The organism is Geodermatophilus sp. SYSU D00691 (assembly GCF_054050275.1).
This window is the reverse complement of record NZ_JBJGYZ010000001.1, coordinates 151,144-173,342: the sequence shown is the minus strand read 5'-3', so window position 1 is coordinate 173,342 and position 22,199 is coordinate 151,144. Positions and strand designations below refer to the sequence as shown.

General features: G+C 74.0%; 22 protein-coding genes and 1 tRNA gene. 11 read left to right on the top strand and 12 right to left on the bottom strand.

The genetic code is table 11. From position 1 onward, the window contains the following. Window positions 1-7: 7 nt before the first annotated feature. The 3 genes from leuA to ACI797_RS00870 all read right to left on the bottom strand — a co-directional run bounded on the left by leuA (window position 8) and on the right by ACI797_RS00870 (window position 4,313). A complete protein-coding gene (gene leuA / locus ACI797_RS00880; protein WP_456856269.1) occupies window positions 8-1,747 on the bottom strand; it encodes a 2-isopropylmalate synthase in 1,740 nt (579 codons plus the stop codon). A gap of 180 nt (window positions 1,748-1,927) precedes the next feature. Next, window positions 1,928-2,557: a helix-turn-helix domain-containing protein gene (locus ACI797_RS00875; protein ID WP_456856267.1), complete on the bottom strand. Its 630-nt coding sequence runs from the start codon at window positions 2,555-2,557 to the stop codon at window positions 1,928-1,930. Between the two features lie 163 nt (window positions 2,558-2,720). Beyond that, entirely contained in the window at window positions 2,721-4,313 is a 1,593-nt protein-coding gene (locus tag ACI797_RS00870) for a phospholipase D family protein (RefSeq protein ID WP_456856265.1), read from the bottom strand. Window positions 4,314-4,337: 24 nt separating this feature from the next. Between ACI797_RS00870 and ACI797_RS00865 the strand changes: the two genes are divergently transcribed. Then, on the top strand, window positions 4,338-5,606 hold the full coding sequence (locus ACI797_RS00865; RefSeq protein WP_456856260.1) for an aspartate kinase: 1,269 nt from the start codon (window positions 4,338-4,340) through the stop codon (window positions 5,604-5,606). Beyond that, complete coding sequence (locus ACI797_RS00860; RefSeq protein WP_456856257.1) at window positions 5,603-6,655, top strand: aspartate-semialdehyde dehydrogenase; 1,053 nt, start codon at window positions 5,603-5,605, stop codon at window positions 6,653-6,655. Before ACI797_RS00865 ends, ACI797_RS00860 begins: the two co-directional genes overlap by 4 nt. Here ACI797_RS00860 and ACI797_RS00855 read toward each other — a convergent pair. The 3 genes from ACI797_RS00855 to ACI797_RS00845 all read right to left on the bottom strand — a co-directional run bounded on the left by ACI797_RS00855 (window position 6,652) and on the right by ACI797_RS00845 (window position 9,547). Next, window positions 6,652-8,451 carry a S9 family peptidase gene (locus tag ACI797_RS00855; RefSeq protein ID WP_456856253.1) on the bottom strand — a complete coding sequence of 600 codons (1,800 nt, stop codon included), beginning with the start codon at window positions 8,449-8,451 and terminating at the stop codon, window positions 6,652-6,654. The two genes, ACI797_RS00860 and ACI797_RS00855, sit on opposite strands and share 4 nt — an antisense overlap. Window positions 8,452-8,507: 56 nt before the next feature. After that, a tRNA-Pro gene (locus ACI797_RS00850) sits at window positions 8,508-8,584 on the bottom strand. 51 nt (window positions 8,585-8,635) lie between these two features. Next, entirely contained in the window at window positions 8,636-9,547 is a 912-nt protein-coding gene (locus tag ACI797_RS00845; protein WP_456856251.1) for a metallophosphoesterase, read from the bottom strand. Window positions 9,548-9,578: 31 nt separating this feature from the next. Between ACI797_RS00845 and ACI797_RS00840 the strand changes: the two genes are divergently transcribed. After that, complete coding sequence (locus ACI797_RS00840; protein WP_456856249.1) at window positions 9,579-10,031, top strand: GatB/YqeY domain-containing protein; 453 nt, start codon at window positions 9,579-9,581, stop codon at window positions 10,029-10,031. Here the strand turns inward: ACI797_RS00840 and ACI797_RS00835 are convergent. The 3 genes from ACI797_RS00835 to ACI797_RS00825 are packed head-to-tail and all read right to left on the bottom strand — an operon-like array spanning window position 10,028 to window position 14,590. Continuing rightward, window positions 10,028-12,361: a transglycosylase domain-containing protein gene (locus ACI797_RS00835; protein ID WP_456856247.1), complete on the bottom strand. Its 2,334-nt coding sequence runs from the start codon at window positions 12,359-12,361 to the stop codon at window positions 10,028-10,030. The genes ACI797_RS00840 and ACI797_RS00835 overlap by 4 nt on opposite strands. A gap of 43 nt (window positions 12,362-12,404) precedes the next feature. Then, window positions 12,405-13,607, bottom strand: coding sequence for an ArsA family ATPase (locus ACI797_RS00830; RefSeq protein ID WP_456856245.1), 1,203 nt, complete (start codon window positions 13,605-13,607; stop codon window positions 12,405-12,407). Further along, complete coding sequence (locus ACI797_RS00825; RefSeq protein WP_456856243.1) at window positions 13,604-14,590, bottom strand: ArsA-related P-loop ATPase; 987 nt, start codon at window positions 14,588-14,590, stop codon at window positions 13,604-13,606. Before ACI797_RS00825 ends, ACI797_RS00830 begins: the two co-directional genes overlap by 4 nt. 63 nt (window positions 14,591-14,653) lie before the next feature. Here ACI797_RS00825 and ACI797_RS00820 point away from each other — a divergent pair, with 63 nt between their 5' ends. From ACI797_RS00820 to ACI797_RS00810, 3 genes are read left to right on the top strand one after another with little or no spacing between them, the layout of a single operon-like run. Further along, window positions 14,654-14,827 (top strand): hypothetical protein, encoded by a 174-nt coding sequence (locus ACI797_RS00820; RefSeq protein WP_456537875.1) that lies wholly within the window; start codon window positions 14,654-14,656, stop codon window positions 14,825-14,827. A gap of 8 nt (window positions 14,828-14,835) precedes the next feature. Then, on the top strand, window positions 14,836-15,324 hold the full coding sequence (locus ACI797_RS00815; protein ID WP_456856241.1) for a RidA family protein: 489 nt from the start codon (window positions 14,836-14,838) through the stop codon (window positions 15,322-15,324). Beyond that, the gene (locus tag ACI797_RS00810; RefSeq protein ID WP_456856239.1) at window positions 15,321-16,118 is read left to right on the top strand and encodes an NUDIX hydrolase; all 798 of its coding nucleotides are present in this window, start codon (window positions 15,321-15,323) and stop codon (window positions 16,116-16,118) included. The genes ACI797_RS00815 and ACI797_RS00810 overlap by 4 nt, the downstream gene beginning before the upstream one ends. A 65-nt stretch (window positions 16,119-16,183) precedes the next feature. On the opposite strand, the gene ACI797_RS00805 is transcribed toward ACI797_RS00810, so the two are convergent. Next, window positions 16,184-16,858, bottom strand: a complete 675-nt coding sequence (locus tag ACI797_RS00805; protein WP_456856237.1) for a Crp/Fnr family transcriptional regulator — start codon at window positions 16,856-16,858, stop codon at window positions 16,184-16,186. A gap of 161 nt (window positions 16,859-17,019) precedes the next feature. Then, window positions 17,020-17,259, bottom strand: a complete 240-nt coding sequence (locus tag ACI797_RS00800; protein ID WP_456856235.1) for a hypothetical protein — start codon at window positions 17,257-17,259, stop codon at window positions 17,020-17,022. A 146-nt stretch (window positions 17,260-17,405) separates the two neighbouring features. Between ACI797_RS00800 and nth the strand changes: the two genes are divergently transcribed. The 5 genes from nth (at window position 17,406) to ACI797_RS00775 (ending at window position 21,249) form a co-directional block, all read left to right on the top strand. Continuing rightward, the gene (gene nth, locus ACI797_RS00795; protein ID WP_456856232.1) at window positions 17,406-18,224 is read left to right on the top strand and encodes an endonuclease III; all 819 of its coding nucleotides are present in this window, start codon (window positions 17,406-17,408) and stop codon (window positions 18,222-18,224) included. Next, window positions 18,221-18,811, top strand: coding sequence for a TlpA family protein disulfide reductase (locus tag ACI797_RS00790; protein ID WP_456856231.1), 591 nt, complete (start codon window positions 18,221-18,223; stop codon window positions 18,809-18,811). Before nth ends, ACI797_RS00790 begins: the two co-directional genes overlap by 4 nt. Continuing rightward, window positions 18,808-19,569, top strand: a complete 762-nt coding sequence (locus tag ACI797_RS00785) for an NUDIX hydrolase (RefSeq protein WP_456856229.1) — start codon at window positions 18,808-18,810, stop codon at window positions 19,567-19,569. The genes ACI797_RS00790 and ACI797_RS00785 overlap by 4 nt, the downstream gene beginning before the upstream one ends. Before the next feature lie 83 nt (window positions 19,570-19,652). Further along, the gene (locus tag ACI797_RS00780) at window positions 19,653-20,063 is read left to right on the top strand and encodes a plastocyanin/azurin family copper-binding protein (RefSeq protein WP_456856227.1); all 411 of its coding nucleotides are present in this window, start codon (window positions 19,653-19,655) and stop codon (window positions 20,061-20,063) included. A 4-nt stretch (window positions 20,064-20,067) separates the two neighbouring features. Then, a complete protein-coding gene (locus tag ACI797_RS00775) occupies window positions 20,068-21,249 on the top strand; it encodes a MarP family serine protease (RefSeq protein WP_456856225.1) in 1,182 nt (393 codons plus the stop codon). Between the two features lie 2 nt (window positions 21,250-21,251). Here ACI797_RS00775 and ACI797_RS00770 read toward each other — a convergent pair whose 3' ends face one another. Next, the gene (locus tag ACI797_RS00770; protein WP_456856223.1) at window positions 21,252-22,193 is read right to left on the bottom strand and encodes an alpha/beta fold hydrolase; all 942 of its coding nucleotides are present in this window, start codon (window positions 22,191-22,193) and stop codon (window positions 21,252-21,254) included. Window positions 22,194-22,199: the final 6 nt, after the last annotated feature.

Sequence of the window (22,199 nt, the reverse complement as noted above, 5' to 3'; positions counted from 1 at the left end):
TCGGCCCTTACCGCTGGGCCCGGTTCACCGCCGACACCACCGCGCGCAGCGAGGCGGTGACGATGTTCGGGTCGATGCCGACGCCCCACAGGACCCGGTCGCCGACGGCGCACTCGACGTAGGCGGCCGCCCGGGCGTCGCCGCCGGCCGACAGCGCGTGCTCGGCGTAGTCGAGCACCCGGACGTCGACGTCGAGGCCGTGCAGCGCGTCGACGAACGCGGCGATCGGGCCGTTGCCCTGACCGGAGACGGTGACCGGGACGCCCGCGTCCTCCAGCTCGACGGTCATCTCGTCGAGCTTCTCGCCGTGCGCCTGGTGGCGGTGGCCGGCCAGGCTGAACCGGCCCCAGGGCGCCGCCGGCTCGGGCAGGTACTCGCTGCTGAAGGCGGCCCACATCTGCTCGGCGGTGACCTCGCCGCCCTCGTCGTCGGTGTGCCGCTGGATGACCGCGCTGAACTCGATCTGCAGCCGGCGCGGCAGGTCCAGGTGGTGCTCGGTCTTCATGATGTAGGCGACGCCGCCCTTGCCGGACTGGCTGTTCACCCGGATGACGGCCTCGTAGCTGCGGCCGACGTCCTTGGGGTCGATCGGCAGGTAGGGGACCGCCCAGGTCATCTGGTCGACCGGCCGGCCGGCGGCCTGCGCGTCGACCTCCAGCGCCTTGAAGCCCTTGTTGATGGCGTCCTGGTGGGAGCCGGAGAAGGCGGTGTAGACCAGGTCGCCGCCGTAGGGGTGCCGCTCGTGCACGCCGATCTGGTTGCAGTACTCGACGGTGCGGCGGATCTCGTCGATGTCGGAGAAGTCGATCTGCGGGTCGATGCCCTGGCTGAACAGGTTCAGGCCCAGGGTGACCAGGTCGACGTTGCCGGTGCGCTCGCCGTTGCCGAACAGGCAGCCCTCGATGCGGTCGGCCCCGGCGCGGTAGCCCAGCTCGGCGGCGGCCACGGCGGTGCCGCGGTCGTTGTGCGGGTGCAGGCTCAGCACGACCGCGTCGCGGCGGCCGAGGTTGCGGTGCATCCACTCGATCTGGTCGGCGTAGACGGTGGGCTCGGCCATCTCGACGGTGGCCGGCAGGTTCAGGATCGTCGGCCGGTCGGGGGTCGGCTCCCAGACGTCGGTCACGGCGTTGCAGACCTCGACGGCGAAGTCCAGCTCGGTGCCGGTGAAGGACTCGGGGGAGTACTCGAACCGGATCTCGGTGTCGCCGGCCTGCTCGGCCAGCTTGCGCACCAGTTGCGCGCCGTGGACGGCGATGTCGACGATGCCCGCGCGGTCGGAGCCGAAGACGACCCGCCGCTGCAGCGTGCTGGTCGAGTTGTACAGGTGCACGATCGCCTGGTTCGCGCCGCGCAGGGACTCGAAGGTGCGCTCGATCAGCTCGTCGCGGGCCTGGGTCAGCACCTGGATCGTGACGTCGTCGGGGACCAGGTCCTCCTCGACGAGCTGGCGGACGAAGTCGTAGTCGGTCTGGCTGGCCGCCGGGAACCCGACCTCGATCTCCTTGTAGCCCATGCGGACCAGCAGCTCGAACATCCGCCGTTTGCGGTCGGGCGTCATCGGGTCGATCAGGGCCTGGTTGCCGTCGCGCAGGTCGACCGCGCACCAGCGCGGGGCGGCGGTGGTGACCTTCTCCGGCCAGGTGCGGTCCGGCAGGTCGACCGGGGTGAAGGGGACGTACCGGTGGATCGGCATCCCCGAGGCCTGCTGGGGATTGCGTACGTGCGGGTGCTGCGAAGGGGTGCTCACGGGATTCTCGCTCCTCGGGCGCGGGCTGGACTCAGCTCCGTTGTGGGGCGGTCAGCAGGCGCCGGGGAAACGCTCCAGGCCACGGCGGGATCCCCGCGGCGAGGGGGCCGACCTAGGAGAGGGCCTCGCCGCGGCCGGTAAGCAGGAGGCTGCCGCGCACGGGCCCACGGTAGCAGCGGCTCAACCCACATCGCACACACACGGGCAGCCGTCGGCGTGTACGGGCCGTTCGCCGGTGTCCAGCTCGGCGCACCCCGGTGGGCACTCGCAGACCCACTCGCGCTGCTCGCGCACCTCACCGGCGTCCCGCCGCCGACGGAACTCCTCCTCGAGCTGCTGCCGGAGGGCCCGTGCCCGTGCGGCCCTGCGCTCCCACGGCGCGTCGCCCGGCTGGGGGAGCTGGTGGTCGCCCGGGGTGCCGAGGCGGCCGCGCCAGAAGTCGCGGGTCCAGCGCACGCGGTCGAACGTGTACCAGGGCTGCTCGCGGCTGTACCGCTCGTCTCCGTGCCACCAGTCCTGGTCGCCGTAGCGCGTGTCGAGGTGGGCCGGGAACCGGCGGCCGGCCATGTCCCGGACCGCACCGTCGGCCATCCCGGTGACCTCCGCCCCGGTGCCGTCCAGGAGCGCCAGCCGCCATCCCGCCAGTGCCGCTGCCCGCGCCAGGACGCGCGCGTCCAGACCAGCTGAGCCGCTCTCCGCGGCTGCGACGGCCGACTTGGAGATCCCCAGGCGAACGGCCAGTTCCCGTTGGGAGAGGTCCGCCGTGCGCCGGATCCGCCGGAGCGCACCGGTCAACTCGAACGACGCCACGGCGGCAGGGTGCCCGCCTGGCACGGGCGGTGGGCCACCGTCCGCGGATCTGTGGACGGGCGGCACACCTCTCCTGGGGTGCTAGTGCTCTGCCCACCATGCTGGGCAGAGCACCAGCACCCGAGGAGGAATGTGCGCCGGCCCCGGGGAGGCGCCGTGGCGGTCAGAACGTGCGCTTGAGGCGCAGGCGGAGGGGGCGGCCGTCGGGGTCGTCGAAGAGGCGGTAGACCGGCGTCGCCCAGAGCCGGGTGACCAGCGAGAGCCGCTCGGGGGAGTGGTGGCGCAGCCGCCCCGGCGGACGCGGTCCCTGCCGGCCGCCCGCGTGCCAGGCGTCCAGGGCGTCGGCGCTGGCGACCAGCGCCTCGACGAAGCGGCCGGGATCGACCAGGTCGTCGTCCTCGCTGCCGTCGGCCGCCCGGTCGAGGTGCTCGCGGGCGAGCTCCAGCCGCAGGTCGCGGGCGAACACCCGGGCGCACTCACCGGTACCGGCCGGGTCGCGCGGCTCCCGCGGGTCGAGGGTGGTGTCGAGGACGGCGGAGGAGAGCTCGCTGTCGTGGGTCCAGGACCGGCGGTTGAAGTTGTCGCTGCCGACGCTGGCCCAGGTGTCGTCCACCACGCAGACCTTGGCGTGCACGTACACCGGCGTGCCCTCGTGGTTCTCCACGTCGAAGACGTGCACCCGGTCGCGACCGGCCCGCCGGCACATCTCGATCGCCTGCCACCGCCCGACGTACTGCGGCAGCTCGGCGAAGGCGCCCTCCTGGTCGGGCACCCGCGGCACGACGACCACCAGGTGGAGGTCCGGGCGTGCGGCCAGCGCCTCGGCGAACAGCCGGGCGACGTCGGCCGACCACATGTACTGGTCCTCCAGGTACACCAGCCGGCGGGCCCGGTTGATCGCCTTCGAGTAGCCCCGGGCCACCGACCGCTCGCCCTGCGGCGCGAAGTCGTAGGGCGGCCGGATCGCGGGGTAGGTGCGCAGCGTCTGCACGAGGTGCGGCCCGCACTCCGGCGGCGGGGGCAGCTGCGGGGGCAGCGGCGGCGGGTCGAGCCGGGCGTGGTGCAGCTTGTCGCGCACCCAGGCGATCGGGTGGTCGACGTCGGCGTTGGTCGGGTCCTCCCAGCGCTCGCGGAACGCGGTGTCGAGCACGTGCACCGCGGGCCCGCTCAGCACGAGCTGCACGTCGTGCCACGGCGGCCGCTCCCCGTAGACAGAAGCCATCTGCACCGGCTGCGGGTCGCCGAGGTGCCGGGCGTCGTCCCGCCGGGAGTGGCACAGGTCGATGCCGCCGGCGAAGGCGACGTCCCGGGACGGGTCACCGGCGTGCCGCAGCACCACGAACTTCTGGTGGTGGCTGCCGAACCGCCGCACCCGCTGGTCGAGCACCATCTGCCCGCCGTCGTGCTCGATCTCCTCGTCGAGCGCGCGGTTCTCCTCCTTGCTGAACGACGCCCGGTCCATGTGCGAGCGCCACACCAGCCCGCGGACGGCCACCCCGCGGCGGGCCGCCTCCTCGAACAGCTGGGCCACGGTCGGGCCGTCGTCGCGCAGCTTCTGGTCGGGATCGCCGCGCCAGTCCGTGAAGAAGAGGTGGTCACCCCTGCCGAGCGCCTCGACCTCCTCGACCAGCCGGTCGAAGTAGGTCGCCCCGTGGACCAGCGGCTCGGCGAGGTTGCCCGCCGTCCAGGCCGGCAGCGCCGTCGCGGGGTTGCCCCGCTCCCCGGCGCTGAGCAGCCACTGCTCCGGATCGTCCACCCGGCGACGGTAGCCTGTTGACCCGTGGCACTCGTCGTCCAGAAGTACGGCGGCTCGTCCGTCGCCTCCGCAGCGCACATCAAGCGTGTCGCCGAGCGGATCGTGAGCGCCAAGAAGGACGGCCACGACGTCGTCGTCGTGGTCTCCGCCATGGGCGACACCACCGACGAGCTGCTCGACCAGGCCAGCCAGATCACCGACGACCCGCCCGGTCGCGAGCTGGACATGCTGCTCACCGCCGGCGAGCGCATCTCCATGGCGCTGCTGGCGATCGCCATCTCCACGCACGGCTACGAGGCCCGGTCGTTCACCGGCTCGCAGGCCGGCGTGATCACGACGTCCAGCCACGGCAAGGCCCGGATCATCGACGTGACCCCCGGCCGGCTGCGCTCCGCCCTCGACGAGGGCTCGATCGTCATCGTCGCCGGCTTCCAGGGCGTCAGCCAGGACACCAAGGACATCACCACGCTAGGACGCGGCGGCTCGGACACCACCGCCGTCGCCGTGGCGGCCGCGCTGCAGGCCGACGTCTGCGAGATCTACACCGACGTCGACGGCGTCTTCACCGCCGACCCGCGGATCGTCCCCAACGCCAGGCGGCTGCAGACCATCACCTACGAGGAGATGCTCGAGCTCGCCGCCTCCGGGGCCAAGGTGCTCATGCTGCGCTGCGTCGAGTACGCCCGCCGCTACGGCATCCCCGTGCACGTCCGCAGCTCCTACTCACAGCTCCCCGGCACGACCGTGACCGGCTCGATGGAGGACCTCTCGGTGGAACAGGCGATCATCACCGGCGTCGCGCACGACCGCAGCGAGGGCAAGATCACCGTCTACGGCGTGCCCGACCGGCCGGGCGAGGCGGCGCAGATCTTCCGCGTCCTCGCCGACGCCGAGATCAACATCGACATGATCGTGCAGAACGTGTCGGCCGAGGCCAGCAAGCTGGCCGACATCTCCTTCACGCTGCCCAAGAGCGACGGCCCGGCCGCGCTGGCCGCGCTGGAGAAGGTCAAGAACACCGTCGGCTTCACCGACGTCAGCTTCGACCAGCACATCGGCAAGGTGTCGCTGGTCGGCGCGGGCATGCGCTCGCACCCCGGCGTGTCGGCGCGGTTCTTCGGCGCCCTGGCCGACGCGGGCGTCAACCTGGAGCTGATCAGCACCTCGGAGATCCGCATCTCCGTGGTCTGCCGCGACACCGACGTGGACGTCGCGGTGCGCGCGGTGCACGACGCCTTCGAGCTGGGCACCGAGGACGTCGAGGCCGTGGTGTACGGAGGAACCGGGCGATGAGCATCTTCAAGCAGGACGGGCTGCGCGTCGGCGTCGTCGGTGCCACCGGTCAGGTCGGCGCCGTCATGCGCCGGATCCTGGCGGAGCGGGACTTCCCGATCAGCGAGCTGCGCTTCTTCGCCTCCGCCCGGTCGGCCGGCAGCACCCTGCCCTGGAACGGCGGGGAGATCACCGTCGAGGACGCCGCGGTCGCCGACCCCAGCGGCCTCGACGTCGCCCTGTTCTCCGCCGGTGCCAGCACCTCGCGGGTGCAGGCCCCGCGGTTCGCCGAGGCCGGTGTCACCGTGATCGACAACAGCTCCGCCTTCCGGCGCGACCCCGACGTCCCGCTGATCGTGGCCGAGGTGAACCCGCACGCCCTCGCCGAGATGCGCAAGGGCATCATCGCCAACCCGAACTGCACCACCATGGCCGCGATGCCGGTGCTCAAGCCGCTGCACGACGAGGCGCAGCTGGTCCGCATCGTCGCGAGCACCTACCAGGCGGTGTCGGGCAGCGGCCTGGCCGGCGTCGAGGAGCTCGACACCCAGGTGAAGTCGGTCGTCGACAAGGCCGCCGAGCTCACCCACGACGGCTCGGCGGTGACCTTCCCCGAGCCGGTCAAGTACGTGCGGCCGATCGCGTTCAACGTGCTGCCGATGGCCGGCTCCCTGGTGGACGACGGCACGTTCGAGACCGACGAGGAGCAGAAGCTCCGCAACGAGAGCCGGAAGATCCTCGGCATCCCCGAGCTGCTGGTCTCGGGCACCTGCGTGCGGGTGCCGGTCTTCACCGGCCACTCGCTGTCGCTCAACGTCGAGTTCGCCCGGCCGCTGTCGGTCGAGCGCGCCACCGAGCTGCTCACGGGCGCCCCCGGTGTCGAGCTCTCCACGGTGCCCAACCCGCTGCAGGCGGCCGGCCAGGACCCGAGCTACGTGGGCCGCATCCGGCAGGACCCGGGCGTCCCGGACGGCCGCGGCCTCGCGCTGTTCGTCAGCAACGACAACCTGCGCAAGGGCGCCGCGCTCAACACCGTCCAGATCGCGGAGCTGGTGGCACGGTCCCGCTAGGGCTGCACGTGGCGTAGCGCGAAGCCCAGGGCCACCTCGACCTGGCGGATCGTCTCCTCGATCACCAGCGACCCGTGCCCGGCGTCGAACCGGTACACCTCGTGCCGCTTGCCCAGCCGCTCCAGCTCGCCCAGGTAGTTGTCGATCTGCCGGATCGGGCAGCGCGGGTCGTTGGCGCCGGCCACGACGAGCACCGGCGCGGCGACGGCGTCGACGTAGGTGATCGGCGACGAGCGCACGTAGACGTCGCGCACCTCCTCCGGTGACCCGCCGAACAGCGCCCGGTCGTAGGCCCGCAGGCCCTCCATCTCGTCCTCGTACGCGGCCAGGTAGTCCGCGACGGGCACCTCGGCGATGCCCGCGGCCCACCGCTCGGGCTGCGTGCCCAGCCCCAGAAGGGTGAGGAAGCCGCCCCAGGAGCCGCCGGAGAGGATCGCGCGGGCCGGGTCGACGACGCCCTCGGCCACCAGCGCGTCGTAGACCGCGCCGACGTCCTCGAGCTCGGTCAGCCCCGGCCGCCCGGTGAGCGCGTCGCGCCAGACGCTGCCGTAGCCCGTGGAGCCGCGGTAGTTCACGTGCACGACCGCGTAGCCGGCGTCGACGTACGCCGCGCGCCGGGCCCGGTACGAGTCGTCGTCGAGCGACTCGGGACCGCCGTGCACCAGGAAGGCGGTCGCGTACGGCGCCGGCCGGTCCTGCGGGCGGACCACCAGCGCGTGCACCTTCCCGCCAGGGCCGTCGACCCACCGGTCCTCGACGGGGTACGCGGCGGGCGGCGCGACCTCCGCCACCGACAGGACCACGGGGCCGTCGGCCCGGCGGACCACCGGAGGCTCCACCGACGAGGACCAGGCCAGCTCCACCGTGCCGTCGGGGCGGGCCGTGGCCCCCCGCACGACCCCCGTCGGGGTGTCCAGCCGCTCCAGGGACCCCGTGGACAGGTCGTAGCGGTACAGCTCGCTGCGGGCCGCGGAGTCGTGGCCCACCAGCAGGGCAGAGCCGTCGGGGTAGAAGCCGGCGCTCACGTCGCCGGGCAGGTCGAGCATGATCTCGGTCTCCTCGCCGGTCGCGAGGTCCCAGACGAGCAGCTCCTCGCGGCCGCGCCGCTCGTGGCCGACCAGCAGCCGGCGGTCACCGGGCAGCGGGCCGAACTCCAGCGCGTGCAGACCGCGCCCGTCGCCGTCCCACTTGTCCGCCACCACCGCGTCGTCCGCCGTCCGCAGCACCCGCAGCGCCGGGTAGCGCGGGTCGCCGTGCTCGGAGTGGGAGATCACCAGCAGCTCGTCGTCGCGGCTGAGCGCGTCGACCGACGCCGGGTCCTCGTGCCGGTAGACCACCCGCGGCGTGCCGCCGTGCGGCGCCACCCACAGCTCGCTGCCGTCGTCGGTCGACCGCCCGACGGCGACCAGCGTGCGCCCCACCTCCAGGCCCGCCGGGTAGGCCGGCCCGACCTCGGGCAGCGGCTCGGTGTCCGGGCCGCCGGCGAACGGCTGGGTGCGCCAGGTGCCGAACTCGTCGCCGTCGGTGTCGGCGAACCACCAGACCGTGCCGCCGTCGGGGGAGAGGGTGGCGATCAGCGTGCCGTTGGGCCGGTCGGTGACCTGGCGGTGGCGGTCGCTCGCGCGGTCCCAGGCGTACTGCTCCACGACGCCGCTGACGTCGGAGGCGTACAGGCAGCGGTCCGGCGCGTCCTCGGCCCACTCGGGCAGGCTCACCCGCGGTGCGCGGAACCGGGCCTGCCAGCGGGCGGTGACCTCCGGGGAGAGGGCCGGGGCCTCGGGCGCTGCAGAACTCAACGCGACCTCCTCGTAGAACGACTCAGGGGCCGCCTGGTCGGCGGCCCCTGAGCAGGTGGTCGGGGTGACAGGATTTGAACCTGCGACCTCGTCGTCCCGAACGACGCGCGCTACCAAGCTGCGCCACACCCCGAGGTGCGGGATCGAGTCTACCTGCCCTCCCGGACTGCCCCGGCGGCGGGCCTCAGGCCGCCCGCGGGGTGAGGCTGAGCAGCGTGGCCTCGGGCGGGCAGGCGAAGCGCACGGGCGCGTAGGGGCTGGTGCCGAGCCCCGCCGAGACGTGCAGCCACGTCCCGTTCGGGTTCGCCGGCGTCGCCTCGGCCCACCGGTGCAGCCAGCGGACCCGGTCGCGGTCGATGCCGCAGTTGGTCACCAGCGCGCCGTAGAAGGGCACCCGCAGCTGCCCGCCGTGGGTGTGGCCGCACAGCAGCAGGTCGTAGCCGTCGGCGGCGAACCGGTCGAGCACCCGGGGCTCGGGGGAGTGCACCAGCCCGATCCGCAGGTCGGCCGTGGGATCGGCGCGGCCGGCCACCTCGTCGTAGCGGTCCCGCTTCAGGTGCGGGTCGTCCAGGCCGGCGAGGACGATCCGGCGGCCGTCGACCTTGAGCTCGCCGCGGGCGTTGGTGAGGTCCAGCCAGCCCCGCCCGGTCAGCCCGTCGCGCAGGTCCCGCCACGGCAGCGGCTCGCCGTGCACCCGCTTGTGGTCGCGCTTGAAGTACTTCAGCGGGTTCTTCGGCTTCGGCGCGTAGTAGTCGTTGGACGACGTCACGAACGCGCCGGGCCGGTCGAGCAGCGGGTCGAGGGCGCGCAGCGTGGGCGGCACGGCGTCGAAGCCGGCGAGGTTGTCACCGGTGTCGATCACCAGGTCGGGCTCGAGCGCGGCCAGCCCGGCGACCCACTCTTGCTTGCTCCGCTGGCCCGCGGTCATGTGCAGGTCGGACAGCTGCAGGATCGACAGCGGCCGCGAGCCGGGCGCCAGGACCGGGACGTCGAAGCGGCGCAACGTCCAGCGCGTGCGCTCGTAGAGGCTCGCGTAGGCGACGGTGGCCGCGCCGGTGGTGACGGCGGCGGTGGGCAGGGCGGTGTACCAGCGCACGGTGGTCCAGCCTACGTGCCAGGCTGGGGGCGTGTCCGAGCTCAAGGAACTGCTGCGCGCCGACCTGACCACCGCGATGAAGTCCCGCGACGAGCTGCGCACCGCGACGCTGCGCATGGCGCTCACCGCGGTCACCGCCGAGGAGGTCGCCGGCAAGGAGGCCCGCGAGCTCAGCGACGACGACGTGCAGGCGGTGCTGCGCCGCGAGGCGAAGAAGCGCCGGGAGGCCGCCGACGCCTTCGCCGAGGCCGGGCGCCCCGAGCAGGCCGAGCGCGAGCGCGCCGAGGGCGAGGTGCTGGCCGCCTACCTGCCGGCGCAGATGGAGGACGCCGACCTGGCCGCCCTGGTGGCCGACGTCATCACGCGGACCGGTGCGTCCGGCATGAAGGACATGGGCCGGGTCATGGGCGCGGCGAACCAGGTCGTCGCCGGGCGCGCCGAGGGTGCGCGGGTGGCCGCGGAGGTCCGCCGCCAGCTGGGCTAGTCGTCGTCGTCCCCGCCGCCACCGGGGCCGGAGTTGCCCCCGCCACCACCGGGTCCGTTGCCCTGCTCGCCGTCCTGGCCGTTGTCGCCCTCGGCGGGCGGGTCCGGGTTGGCCGGCGGCGCGACGTAGCCGAAGCCGTCGCTCACCTGGATGGTGATCGTCTGGTCCTGGGTGGCGCGGGAACCCGACGGCGGGTTCAGGCCCAGGAACGTGCCCTCCGGCTGGTCGCTCTCGACGACGGCGGTGTCGGACGGGAACCCGGCCGAGGCCAGCGCGTCCTCGCAGTTGTCGACCGACGTGCAGTTCGGCACCACGCGGGTGTTGCCGTCCACGACCGTCTGGTCGGCGGGCGGGAACTCCGCCGTCGGCTGGTTGCTGAGGATCGGCAGCATCGCGTCGTGCCAGATGGTGGCCGGTTTGTTGCCGCCGAAGCCGCCGACGTTCTGGTTCTGCTTCGGGTTGAGCACCATCACGCTGGCCGTGTACTCGGGCGTGTAGCCGACGAAGGCCGCGGAGAAGTTGCTCTGCGACGTACCGGTCTTGCCGGCGATCTGGTGGCCCGGGACGTAGGCCCGCGCGCCGGTCTGCCCCGGGTACCCCGGCTCGACGTCCTTGCGCAGGATCTGGTTCAGCGTGGTGGCGACCCCGCTCGGGATGGCCTCGGCGTGGCAGTTGTCAGCGGTGACGACGGGGGTGCCGTCCTCCTTGAGCAGCGGCTGGCCGTCGCGGCCGAGGACCTGCACCACCGGCGTCGGGTCGCACTGCGTGCCGCTGGCCGCCAGCGTGGAGTACGCGCTGGCCAGGTCCAGCGGGCTGGTGGGCTCCGGGCCGAGCGTGAACGAGCCCCGCTCCTCGGCGATGATCTGGTCGGCGATCGGGTCGAGCGAGTGCAGCCCCATCCGCTGGGCCATGCGCACCGGGCCCTCCACGCTGCCGAGGGCGTCCTCCAGCGCCACGAAGTAGGTGTTGGAGGACATGACGAGCGCCTGCTCCATGTTCAGCGTCCCGGGGTAGCTGCCGGCGTTCGCGACGCTGTAGGGGTTGCGGCCGTTCTTGTAGACCCGCGAGGTGTACCGGTCGCCGGTGGTCAGCGTGTAGTGCTGCGAGTAGCCCTCCTCGAGGGCCGCCGCGGCGGTGAACACCTTGTACGTCGAGCCGGCGCCCTGGCTGGCCGCGGTGTTGAGCACGACGGACTCGCACTCGGGCGCGTCGCAGCCGTACCGCCGGTTGACGCTCATCGCCAGCACGTGCCCCGTGCCGGGCTCCACGGCGGTGAACATGCCGGCCAGCGAGGCGCCCATGGGCAGCGTGTTGAGCACCGCCTGGTCGCCGGCCACCTGCATGTCGGGCCGCAGGGTGGTCTGGATGGTCAGGCCGCCGTCGTTGATCTGCTGGTCGGTCAGCCCGAGCGTGCCGGTGAGGTAGCTGCGCAGGTAGGCGCAGAAGAAGCCACCGACGGCCGCGTCGACGCAGCCGTTGGCCGGCGGCTGGCCAGGGGCGACCGTGACCGGCGTGGCGAGCGCCTCGGCCAGCTGCTGGTCGTCGATGTGCCCGAGCCTGTGCATCCGGTTGAGCACCTGGTCGCGGCGGGTCTTGGCGTTCTCGGGGTTGGTGGTCGGGTCGTCGTTGGTCGGGCTCTGCACCAGCCCGGCCAGCATGGCGGCCTGCACCAGGTTCAAGTCGGCGGCGTTGACCGAGAAGTACCGCTGGGCGGCGGCCTGGATGCCGTAGGCGCCCTGGCCGAAGTACACCGTGTTCAGGTAGCGGGTGAGGATCTCGTCCTTCGAGAACTCCTCCTCCATCGCCAGGGCCAGGCGGGCCTCGCGCAGCTTGCGGCCCGGGGTCTGCTCGGTCGCCGCCTGCCGCTCCTCGGGGGTGTCCGCCGTCTGCAGCAGGGTCTGCTTGACCAGCTGCTGGGTCAGCGTCGAGCCGCCCTCCTGGACCGAGCCGGCGGCGACGTTGGTGACCAGCGCGCGCAGCGTGCCCTGCACGTCGAGGCCGTTGTGCTCGTAGAAGCGCGAGTCCTCGATGTCGACCAGGGCCTGCTTCACCAGGTCGCTGATCTGCTCGCTGGCGACCGGGATCCGGTTGTTCGTGTAGAAGTACGTGATCACCGAGCCGTCGGCGGCGAGGACGACGCTGTTGCCGGCGGGCGACTCGTCGGTCAGCTCACCGGGCAGCGCGTCGAGGAGCGACGCGGAGTTGCGGGCGACCAGGCCCGACCCGCCGATCCACGGGAACAGCACACCGGCGAGCAGGGCCCCGGCGAGGACGATGGTCCCGGCCAGCTTGGCGAGGGTGGCGGACCGGACGCGCGCATTCTCCGACATCGCAGGCCAAGGTACCTGCCGGAGCAGTCCCGGGCCGTCGGGCTCAGGGACGGCGCGCGGGGAGGATCCGCGTGCGCGGCGTGCCGGTCGGGGTGCCGTCGTCCGGACCGATCAGTTCCGCTCCCATGCCGCGCAACCCGTCCAGGTCGTGGACGTCGCCGGCGGCGGCCGGGACGGTGCGGACGGCGACCTGCGGGTGGGCGCTGGTGAACCGGTCGGCCAGCCGCTGCTCGCGCGTGGCCAGGGTCATCCGCTCGGCGTGCACCCGCAGCGCGCCGGCCGCGACCTGCGAGCCCTTGCCGCCGGCCTCGAGCACCTCCTCGGCCGCGCCCTCGGCGCGGGTCGCCGACAGCGCGGTGGTCGCCGGCGGGTGGGTGCGGTTGAGCACCAGGCCGGCCAGCGGCATGCCCTCGGCGGAGAGCCGGTCGACGAAGTAGGACGCCTCCCGCAGCGCGTCGGGCTCGGGGGTGGCGACGACGACGAACGACGTCCCCGGCATCCGCAGCATCTCGTAGGTGGCGGTGGCCCGTTCCCGGAAGCCGCCGAACATGGTGTCCAGCGCCGAGACGAACGCGGAGATGTCGCGCAGCAGCTGGCCGCCGAGGATCTTGGAGATGATCCGGCTGAACACGCTGAAGCCGGCACCGACCACCCGCATGCCCACCCGCCCGCCGGCCCGGGCCGGGGCGGTGAGCAGCCGGATCATCGTGCCGTCGAGGAAGCGGCTCATCCGGTTGGGGGCGTCGAGGAAGTCCAGCGCCGATCGCGACGGCGGGGTGTCGACGACGATGAGGTCCCACTGGTCGGTGGCGCGCAGCTGGCCCAGCTTCTCCATGGCCATGTACTCCTGCGTCCCGGCGAAGGACGAGGACAGCGCCTGGTAGAAGGGGTTCTCGAAGATCTGCTGGGCCCGGTCGGGGCTGGTGTGCGCGGACACGACGTCGTCGAACGTCCGCTTCATGTCCAGCATCATGGCGTGCAGCTCGCCGTCGGCCCCGACGTCCACCTTGCGCGGCTCGTTGTCGAGCTCCACCAGCCCGAGCGACTGCGCCAGCCGCCGGGCGGGGTCGATGGTGAGGACGACGACCCGGCGGCCGGCCTCGGCCGCGGCGAGCGCCAGCGCCGCCGACGTCGTCGTCTTGCCCACGCCGCCGGCGCCGCAGCAGACGACGATGCGGGTCTCCGGCGACCGGATGAGGGCGGCGAGGTCCATCGGCGGGGCGACCCGGACGACCGAGCCCGTCACGCGGCGACCTCGGGGCTCAGGTGCTCCTCCAGCCGGCCGGCCAGCTCGAACAGGCAACCCAGGTCGACGGGCCCGACGAGCAGCGGGAGCTCGACGGTGGGCCGGCCGAGCGCGAGGACGTCGCCGCGCAGGGCGTCCTGGGCGGCCCACCGCTGGGCGTGCTCGACCGCCTCGGCGGCCAGCGGCGCGGCCAGCGAGGCCGGCAGGTGCGCCGACTCGAGGGCGGGCACCAGCTCGGCGCCGGTCAGCCGCCCCTCCGCCGCCCGGGCCAGGCTGGACGGCGGCAGCGCCGGCTCGGTGGCCATGTTGACGACCACCGAGCCCACCGGCAGGCCGACGGCGGTCAGCTCCGCGATGGCGTCGGCGGTCTCCTGCACCGGCATGTCCTCGAGCAGGGTGACCAGGTGCACCGCCGTCTGCGGGGACTTCAGCACCGCCATGACGCCGTCGCTCTGGGTCTTGATCGGGCCGGAGCGGGCCAGCTGGCCCATCTCGCCGGTGACGTTGAGGAAGCGGGTGATGCGGCCGGTCGGCGGCGCGTCGACGACGACGGCGTCGTAGACCCGCTTGCCGTCGTGCCGGCGGGTCACCGCCTCCTTGACCTTGCCGGTGATGAGCACGTCGCGCAGGCCCGGCGCGATGGCGGTGGCGAAGTCGATGGCGCCCATCTTGCGCAGCGCGCGGCCGGCCCGGCGCAGGTTGTAGAAGAGGTCGAGGTACTCGAGCAGCGCCTCCTCGACGTCGATGGCGAGGGCCTTGACCTCCCCGCCGCCGCGCGTGACGGCCACCCGCCGCTCCTCGTAGGGCAGCGGCGGGGTGTCGAACAGCTGGGCGATGCCCTGCCGGCCCTCGGTCTCGACGAGCAGGACGGTGCGGCCGTCGGCGGCCAGCGCCAGGGCCAGGGCGGCGGCGACGGTGGTCTTCCCGGTCCCGCCCTTGCCGGTCACCACGTGGCAGCGCACGGGCAGGGGCTCGGGGCTCACGGTGCTCAGCGTAGGAGGACCGTCTGTGCGGGGCCCGTCCCGGGAGGCGCTAGCGTCCCCTGCATGAGCGAACCGGTTCGCCGCAAGTGGGAGTACGCCACCATCCCGCTGCTGATCCACAACACCAAGGCGATCCTCGACTCCTGGGGCGTCGACGGCTGGGAGCTGGTCACCGTGCTCCCCGGTCCCGGCGGGGCGGAGCAGCTCGTCGCCTACCTCAAGCGCCCCTCCGACTGAGGACTCCCATGACCGCCCCCACGTCCGCGGACGCCGCGCCGAGCTGGCACGCCCGGCTCGCCGAGCTCGGCATCCGCCTGCCCCCGGTGGCCGCCCCGGTCGCCTCCTACGTGCCGGCCGTGCGCAGCGGCTCGCTGGTGTTCACCAGCGGTCAGCTGCCCTTCATCGACGGCGGGCTGCGCCGCTCCGGCAAGGTCGGCGGCTCGGTCGAGGTCGAGGAGGCCGCGGCCGACGCCAAGCTCTGCGCGCTCAACGCGCTGGCCGCGATCGACGAGCTGGTCGGGCTGGACTCGATCGCCCGCGTCGTCCGGGTGGTCGGCTACGTGGCCAGCGCCGAGGGCTTCAGCGGGCAGCCGCGGGTCGTCAACGGCGCCAGCGAGCTGCTCGGCAAGATCTTCGGCCCGGCGGGGCAGCACGCCCGCAGCGCCGTCGGCGTCGCCGAGCTGCCGATGAACGCGCCGGTCGAGGTCGAGCTGACCGTCGAGCTGAGGGGATGACCCCGGCCGAGCCGAGGCAGGCGGCCACCGTCCTGCTGCTGCGCGACGGTGCCGACGGGCTCGAGGTGTACCTGCTCCGCCGCACGCGGGGCATGCCGTTCGCCGGCGGGATGACCGCCTACCCCGGTGGCGGGGTCGACCCCCGGGACGGCGACGTGGACGTCGCCTGGGTCGGGCCCGCCCCGGCCGACTGGGCCGCCGCGTTCGGCTGCGACGAGCGGACGGCGCGCGAGCTGGTCTGCGCCGCGGTCCGGGAGACCTTCGAGGAGGCCGGCGTGCTGCTCGCCGGCCCCGCCGACGGCGGCGACGTCGTCCTGGACGTCTCCGGCGACGACTGGGAGGACCAGCGGCAGGCCCTGCTGTCCCGCGAGCTGTCGCTGGCCGAGCTGCTGGCCGGCCGCGGGCTCGCGCTGCGCTCGGACCTGCTGCGGCCCTTCGCCCACTGGATCACCCCGCCGGTGGAGCCGCGGCGCTACGACACGAAGTTCTTCGCCGCCGCCCTGCCGGTGGGGCAGGAGGCCCGGCACGTCTCCGGGGAGGCGGACGAGGCGAGCTGGCTGACCCCGGCGGCGGCCCTGGCCGAGGCGGAGACCGGCGGGCGGCCGATGCTCCCGCCGACCCAGCACACGCTCGGCCAGCTGCAGCCGTTCGCCGACGTGGCCGCCGCGCTGGCCGGCTCGCCACCGGAGCCGCTGCAGCCGATCAGCCCCACCTTCGAGGAGACGCCCGACGGCCGCTGGGCCGTGCTCCCCGACGGCACCCGGGTGCGCCTGGTGGTCCCGCTCCCGTCGTAGTAGAAGGACCCCGCTGCCCCCCACCACTCGCAAGCTCGCGGCGGGGCCCTGCAGCGGGGCCGCTGTCAGCGGGCGCGGCGGCGGAGGCGCTCCTCGTCGAGGACGACGACCGACTTGCCCTGCAGCTGGATCCAGCCGCGGTGCACGAAGTCGGCCAGCGCCTTGTTGACCGTCTCGCGGGAGGCGCCGACCAGCTGGGCCAGCTCCTCCTGGGTGAGGTCGTGGCGCACCCGGAGGCCGTCGGAGTCGCGGCTGCCGAAGCGGTCGGCCATCTGCAGCAGCGCCTTGGCGACGCGGCCGGGGACGTCGGTGAAGATCAGGTCGGCCACCGAGTCGTTGGTGCGGCGCAGCCGGCGGGCCAGCACGTGCAGCAGCCGCTCGCCGACCTCGGGGTGCGCCTCGATCCACGGGCGCAGCATCGACTGCGGCATCTTGGCCAGCTTCACGTCGGTCACCGCGGTCGCCGTCGCGGTGCGCGGACCCGGGTCGAACACCGACAGCTCGCCGAACTGGTCGGAGGGACCCATCACGGCCAGCACGTTCTCGCGGCCGTCGGGCGAGCGCCGCGACAGCTTGATCTTGCCGGAGAGGACGATGTACAGGCTGTCCCCCGGCTCGCCCTCGTTGAAGACCACCCGGCCGCGGGGGAGGGTCATCGTCTCGAGGCGGCTGACCACCGGCTCCACGGCTTCTTCCGCAAGCCCCTGGAAGAGCCCGGACTGGGCCAGTACGTCGTCCACTGCACGTCCTCTCACTGCACGTCTCGCGCCGGACGCCCGGTAGGCATCCGTGTCCGACCGGTGAGTCTAGGCGGCTGTGCTGATCGTCACCCGTTCGAGACGGCGGTCATGCCCCGGACGGGCGAGTGGGCGTGCTCACACCGTGCGCACGGCGACGGAGGTCAGACCAGCGGTTCCTGGGCGCGCCTGGTCCGCCCGCGGTTGCGGTTGCGCCAGCGGCTGAGCGCCCGGCGGACGCCCGACGTGGTGAGCGTGTCCACCTCACCCGGGGTGGCGCTGGACAGGAACTCGGCCACCTCGCGGCCGGACGCCGGACGGCGCAGCGGCTCCTCGACCCGCTCCATGACCAGCAGGAAGGCGATCAGCAGCGGCGGGAACAGGATGACGATGAGGGCGACCATGCGAACCTCCTCGGCCCTTCTGCACGGGGTCGGGGTACCCACGCGCGGACGGGTGAGTCCTGGGACGGTGCCGGTCCCCGGTCACGTGGCGCCGTCGATGATGGCACGCCCGGTCGATGTCGGCCGCTCCGCATACCCTCGACCGCGTGTCCCCGCCCGCGACCGCTCGGCCCGCCTACGCCCGCCCGCTGACCGGGCGCTCCGCCGCCGGCCGCCGTCCGGCACGCGGGGCGCTGCCGGGCGGGTCGCCGTTCGACGAGCAGGAGACCGCGCTGGCCCGCACCCGGCGGGCCCGCCGGATGGCCCGCGAGCTCGCGGTGATCCACCCCGACGCGCACTGCGAGTTGGACTTCACCAACGCCTTCGAGCTGCTGGTCGCCACGGTGCTCTCGGCGCAGACCACCGACAAGATGGTCAACAAGGTCACCCCGACGCTGTTCGCGAAGTACCCCGACGCGTACGCGCTGGCCGGCGCCGACCGCACGGAGCTCGAGACCATCCTCAAGCCCACCGGCTTCTTCCGCGCCAAGGCCGGCTCGGTGCTGGGCCTGGCCCAGGCGCTGGTCGAGCGGTTCGACGGCGAGGTGCCCGGGCGCATGGCCGACCTGGTCACGCTGCCCGGCGTCGGCCGCAAGACCGCCAACGTGGTGCTCGGCAACGCCTTCGACGTCCCCGGCCTGACCGTCGACACCCACTTCGGGCGGCTGGTCCGCCGCTTCGGCTGGACGGCGGAGGAGGACCCGGTCAAGGTCGAGGCCGAGATCGCCCAGCTGATCCCCAAGCGGGAGTGGACGATGTTCTCCCACCGGGTGATCTTCCACGGCCGCCGGGTCTGCCACGCCAAGAAGGCCGCCTGCGGCGCCTGCGGGCTCGCGCAGTGGTGCCCCTCGTTCGGCATCGGCCCCACCGACCCGGAGGTGGCGCTGAAGCTGGTCAAGACCCCGGCCGCATCGGACACCGAGTGAGAGCTCCGCGCGCCGCGCTCGCGGCACTCGTCCTCACTGGCCTCCTGGCCGGGTGCACCGACAGCGAGCCGGAGTCGCCGCTGGCCACCCGCGGCACCAACCCCTCGGACGTCGCCTACTCGCCGCTGCTGCCGTGCCCGACCCAGCCGGACACCCCCGCCTCGGGCGCCGCGGTGCTGCCCGCGCTGGCGTTCGGCTGCCTCGGCGGCGGCACCTACGACCTGGGGCGGGCGCCGGGCGTGCCCACCGTGGTGAACCTCTGGGCCAGCTGGTGCGGTCCCTGCCGCGAGGAGCTCCCGCTGATGCAGGAGCTCGCCGACGCCGGCGGGACGCAGCTCGCGGTCGTCGGGGTGATCAGCAAGGACGGCACCGAGCAGGCGCAGTCGTTCGCCACCGACGTCGGCGCGAGCTTCCCGGGCGCGTTCGACGGCGAGGGCGAGCTGATGACCGAGCTCGGCCTCAACGCGCTGCCCTACACCTACTTCCTCGACGCCTCCGGCGCGATCGCGCACACGCAGGTCGGCCCGGTCCGCAGCGTCGACGAGCTGCGCGCGCTGGTCGCCGAGCACCTGGGCGTCCAGCTGTGACCCCCGGGGAGCGCGATGCCGGCACCGACGGCGTCCCCGAGTACCTGCAGCGCCTCGTCGACGCCTCGATCGACCTGCCGCTGCGGCACGCCACGCCGCGGGCGAGCGCGACCGCCCGCCGCTCGGCGGTGCTCATCCTCTTCGGCGAGGGGCCGGCCGGGCCCGACGTCCTGCTGATCGAGAAGTCGGCCGCGCTGCGCCGGCACGCCGGGCAGCCGGCGTTCCCCGGCGGCGGGGCCGACCCCGGCGACGACTACCCGGTCGAGACCGCGCTGCGGGAGGCGCAGGAGGAGGCCGGCGTCGACCCGGCCGGTGTCCGCGTGCTCGCCACGCTGCAGGAGCTCTACCTCATGCCGTCGGACAACCTCGTCGTCCCGGTGGTGGGCTGGTGGGAGGAGCCCGGCGACGTGTCGGTCGGCGACCCGCTCGAGGTGGCCCGCGTCGCCCGCGTCCCGCTGGCCGACCTGGTCGACCCGGCCAACCGGTTCCGGGTGTCGCACCCCTCGGGGTTCGTCGGCCCGGCGTTCGGCGTGGCCGACATGGTGGTGTGGGGCTTCACCGCGGCGCTGCTCGACGCGATCCTCGACGCCGCCGGTCTGGCCCGGCCGTGGGACCGGTCCGACGTCCGCCCGCTGCCCGAGCCCGGGGCGAGGCGCGCGGCCGCGCTGCCCGGCTCGCTCGACGACGACGACGCCGCGCCGACGGTGGCCGATCCCCCACCCGACGGCCCTCCGACGCGTACGGTCGGCCCGCGATGAACGCGCGATGTGCCAGGACGGCCCCCCTGCAGGGCCCCGCCGCGAGCGTGCGAGTGGCAGGGGGCAGGGGGGTCCTTCTCGCGGTGCTGGCGGCCGGTGTGCTGGCCGGGTGCGGCGGCGGGGACGGCGGCGGCACGCCTGCCGCGCCGTCGTCCGCGGCCGAGGGGCTCGGGGAGGTGACCACCGACGCCGAGGGCGTGCAGGAGGTCACCATCCAGACGCAGGACGACTACGTGTTCACCCCCGACACCTTCACGGTGCAGCCCGGGCCGGTGCGGCTGACCGTCGTCAACGTCGCCGAGCAGCTGACCCACAACTTCCGCTTCACCCCCGGCGAGACGCCGGAGCCGGTGGACGAGGAGATCCCGCTGCTCGCGCCGGGGCAGAGCGAGACGATCGAGTTCGAGGTCACCGCGCCCGGCGACTACGGCTTCGACTGCAGCTTCCACATCCAGCTCGGCCAGGTCGGCACCATGACGGTCGCGGCGGGGTGAGGCGGTGTCGCTCGTGGACCTGATCCTCATCGCGCTGGCGCTGCTGTTCGCCTTCTCCGGGTTCCGGCAGGGCCTGATCGTGTCGGCGGCGTCGTTCCTGGGCTTCTTCGGCGGCGCGGTGCTGGGGGCGCAGCTCTCCGGGCCGATCGCCGACCGGATGAGCGACTCCAGCGTGACCCGGGTGTTCGTCGCGCTCGTCGTGGTGCTGGCCGGGGCGTTGCTGGGCCAGGTCGTGGCCGGCGCGGTCGGCCGGGCGGTGCGCCGGCGGGTCACCTGGGAGCCGGCCAAGATGGTCGACTCGGTGGCCGGTGCGGTGCTGTCGGCCGCCGCGGTCCTGCTGGTCGCCTGGATGGTCGCGACGCCCCTGGCGAGCTCGCCGTTCCCGCAGGTGGCCAGCCAGGTGCGCCAGTCGGCGCTGGTGCAGGCGGTCGACGAGGCGGTGCCCGACAGCGTCCGCTCCGTCTACGGCAACCTGCGCGAGGCGATCGAGCGCCGGGGGCTGCCCGACGTCCTCGACCCGCTCACGCCCACCGAGGCCCGCGAGGTCCCCGCGCCCGACCCGAACCTGCAGAACAGCCCCGTCGTGGCCGCGGTGCAGGGCTCGGTGGTCAAGATCAGCGGCATCGCGCCCTCGTGCTCCCGGCAGATCGACGGCTCCGGCTTCGTCTACGCCGCGGGCCGGGTGATGACCAACGCCCACGTGCTCGCCGGCGTGACCGACCCGGTGGTCGAGGCCGAGGGCGAGGAGTACGACGCCGTCCCGGTGTACGTCGACGAGGCCACCGACATCGCCGTCCTGGCCGTCCCCGAGCTGCCGCAGGTGCCGCTGAGCTTCGCCCCCGAGGCGCTCGACACCGGTGCCGACGCGATCATCATGGGCTACCCCGGCGGCGGCGACCTGTTCGTCGGCCCCGCGCGCGTGCGCGACCGCGGGGAGATCAGCGGGCCCGACTTCCGCAACACGACCACGGTCGTCCGCGACGTGTACGCGCTCCATGGGCAGGTGCGGGCCGGCAACTCCGGCGGGCCGCTGTTCGACACCGAGGGCCGCGTGCTGGGCGTCGTGTTCGCCTCGGCGATCACCGACCCGGACACCGGGTACGCGCTGACGATCGACCAGATCTCCGAGGCGGCCACCGAGGGCGCCACCTCCCAGGTCCGCGCCGACACCGGCCCCTGCGAATAGCGCTAGCTCGCCCATCGGGCGACGGCCGCGGTGATCTCGTCCGGGGCCTCCTCGGGGAGGAAGTGGCCGAGGCCGGGCAGCACCCGCCACTCGTAGGCGCCGGCCACGTAGCGCCCGGACCCCTCGGCGGTGGTCGGGAGGATGTACGGGTCCAGCGCCCCGTGCAGCTGCAGCGTCGGCGCCGAGATCGGCGCGGCCATCCGGCGGGCGTAGCGCAGGCCGTCGGGCCGCAGCTGCGAGCGCCCGGCCCAGCGGTAGTACTCCATCGCGCCGTACGCGGCCTGGGGGATGCGCGCCGCCGACCGGTACCGCTCGACGGCCTCGGCGAAGTCGGTGGTCGACGTCCAGCCCGGCCCCGCCCAGCGGCGCAGGAGCTCGGCCACCGGGTCGTCGTCGGCACGGGTCAGCCGCCGCTCGGGCAGCCGGGGGAGCTGGAAGCGCAGCGCGTGCCGCAGCGCCCGCCGCTGCGGCCCGTCGGTCACCCCCGCCCGCAGCCGGCGCGGGTGCGCCATCGACAGCACGACCAGCCGGCGCACGCTGCGGGGGTGCAGCGCCGCCGTCGTCCAGCCGAGCAGGCCGCCCCAGTCGTGGCCGACGACGACGGCGTCCTGCTCGCCGAGCGCGCGGACCAGCGCGGCGACGTCGGCGGCGAGGGTCGGCAGGTCGTAGCCGCGCGGCGGCTTGTCGCTGGCGCCGTAGCCGCGCAGGTCGGGCGCGACGACGCGGAACCCCGCCCCGGCCAGGCCGGTCAGCTGGGCCCGCCACGTCCACCAGAACTGCGGGAACCCGTGCAGCAGCAGGACCAGCGGGCCCTCGCCGGCCTCGGCGGCGTGCAGCCGCACGCCGTTGGCCGAGATGTCGCGGTGGGTCCAGGGGCCGGGGAGCAGGACGCTGACGGCGTCCGGCCGGGCCGCCTCGTCGGCGGGTCTGTCCGGGGCGGTCACCGAGCG

Bases quoted from the DNA above. Each gene is read 5' to 3' on its own strand.
- ACI797_RS00860 (WP_456856257.1), top strand. From the start codon at position 5,603: ATGAGCATCTTCAAGCAGGACGGGCTGCGCGTCGGCGTCGTCGGTGCC.
- ACI797_RS00835 (WP_456856247.1), bottom strand. From the start codon at position 12,361: ATGTCGGAGAATGCGCGCGTCCGGTCCGCCACCCTCGCCAAGCTGGCC.
- ACI797_RS00820 (WP_456537875.1), top strand. From the start codon at position 14,654: ATGAGCGAACCGGTTCGCCGCAAGTGGGAGTACGCCACCATCCCGCTG.
- ACI797_RS00815 (WP_456856241.1), top strand. From the start codon at position 14,836: ATGACCGCCCCCACGTCCGCGGACGCCGCGCCGAGCTGGCACGCCCGG.
- ACI797_RS00810 (WP_456856239.1), top strand. From the start codon at position 15,321: ATGACCCCGGCCGAGCCGAGGCAGGCGGCCACCGTCCTGCTGCTGCGC.
- ACI797_RS00800 (WP_456856235.1), bottom strand. From the start codon at position 17,259: ATGGTCGCCCTCATCGTCATCCTGTTCCCGCCGCTGCTGATCGCCTTC.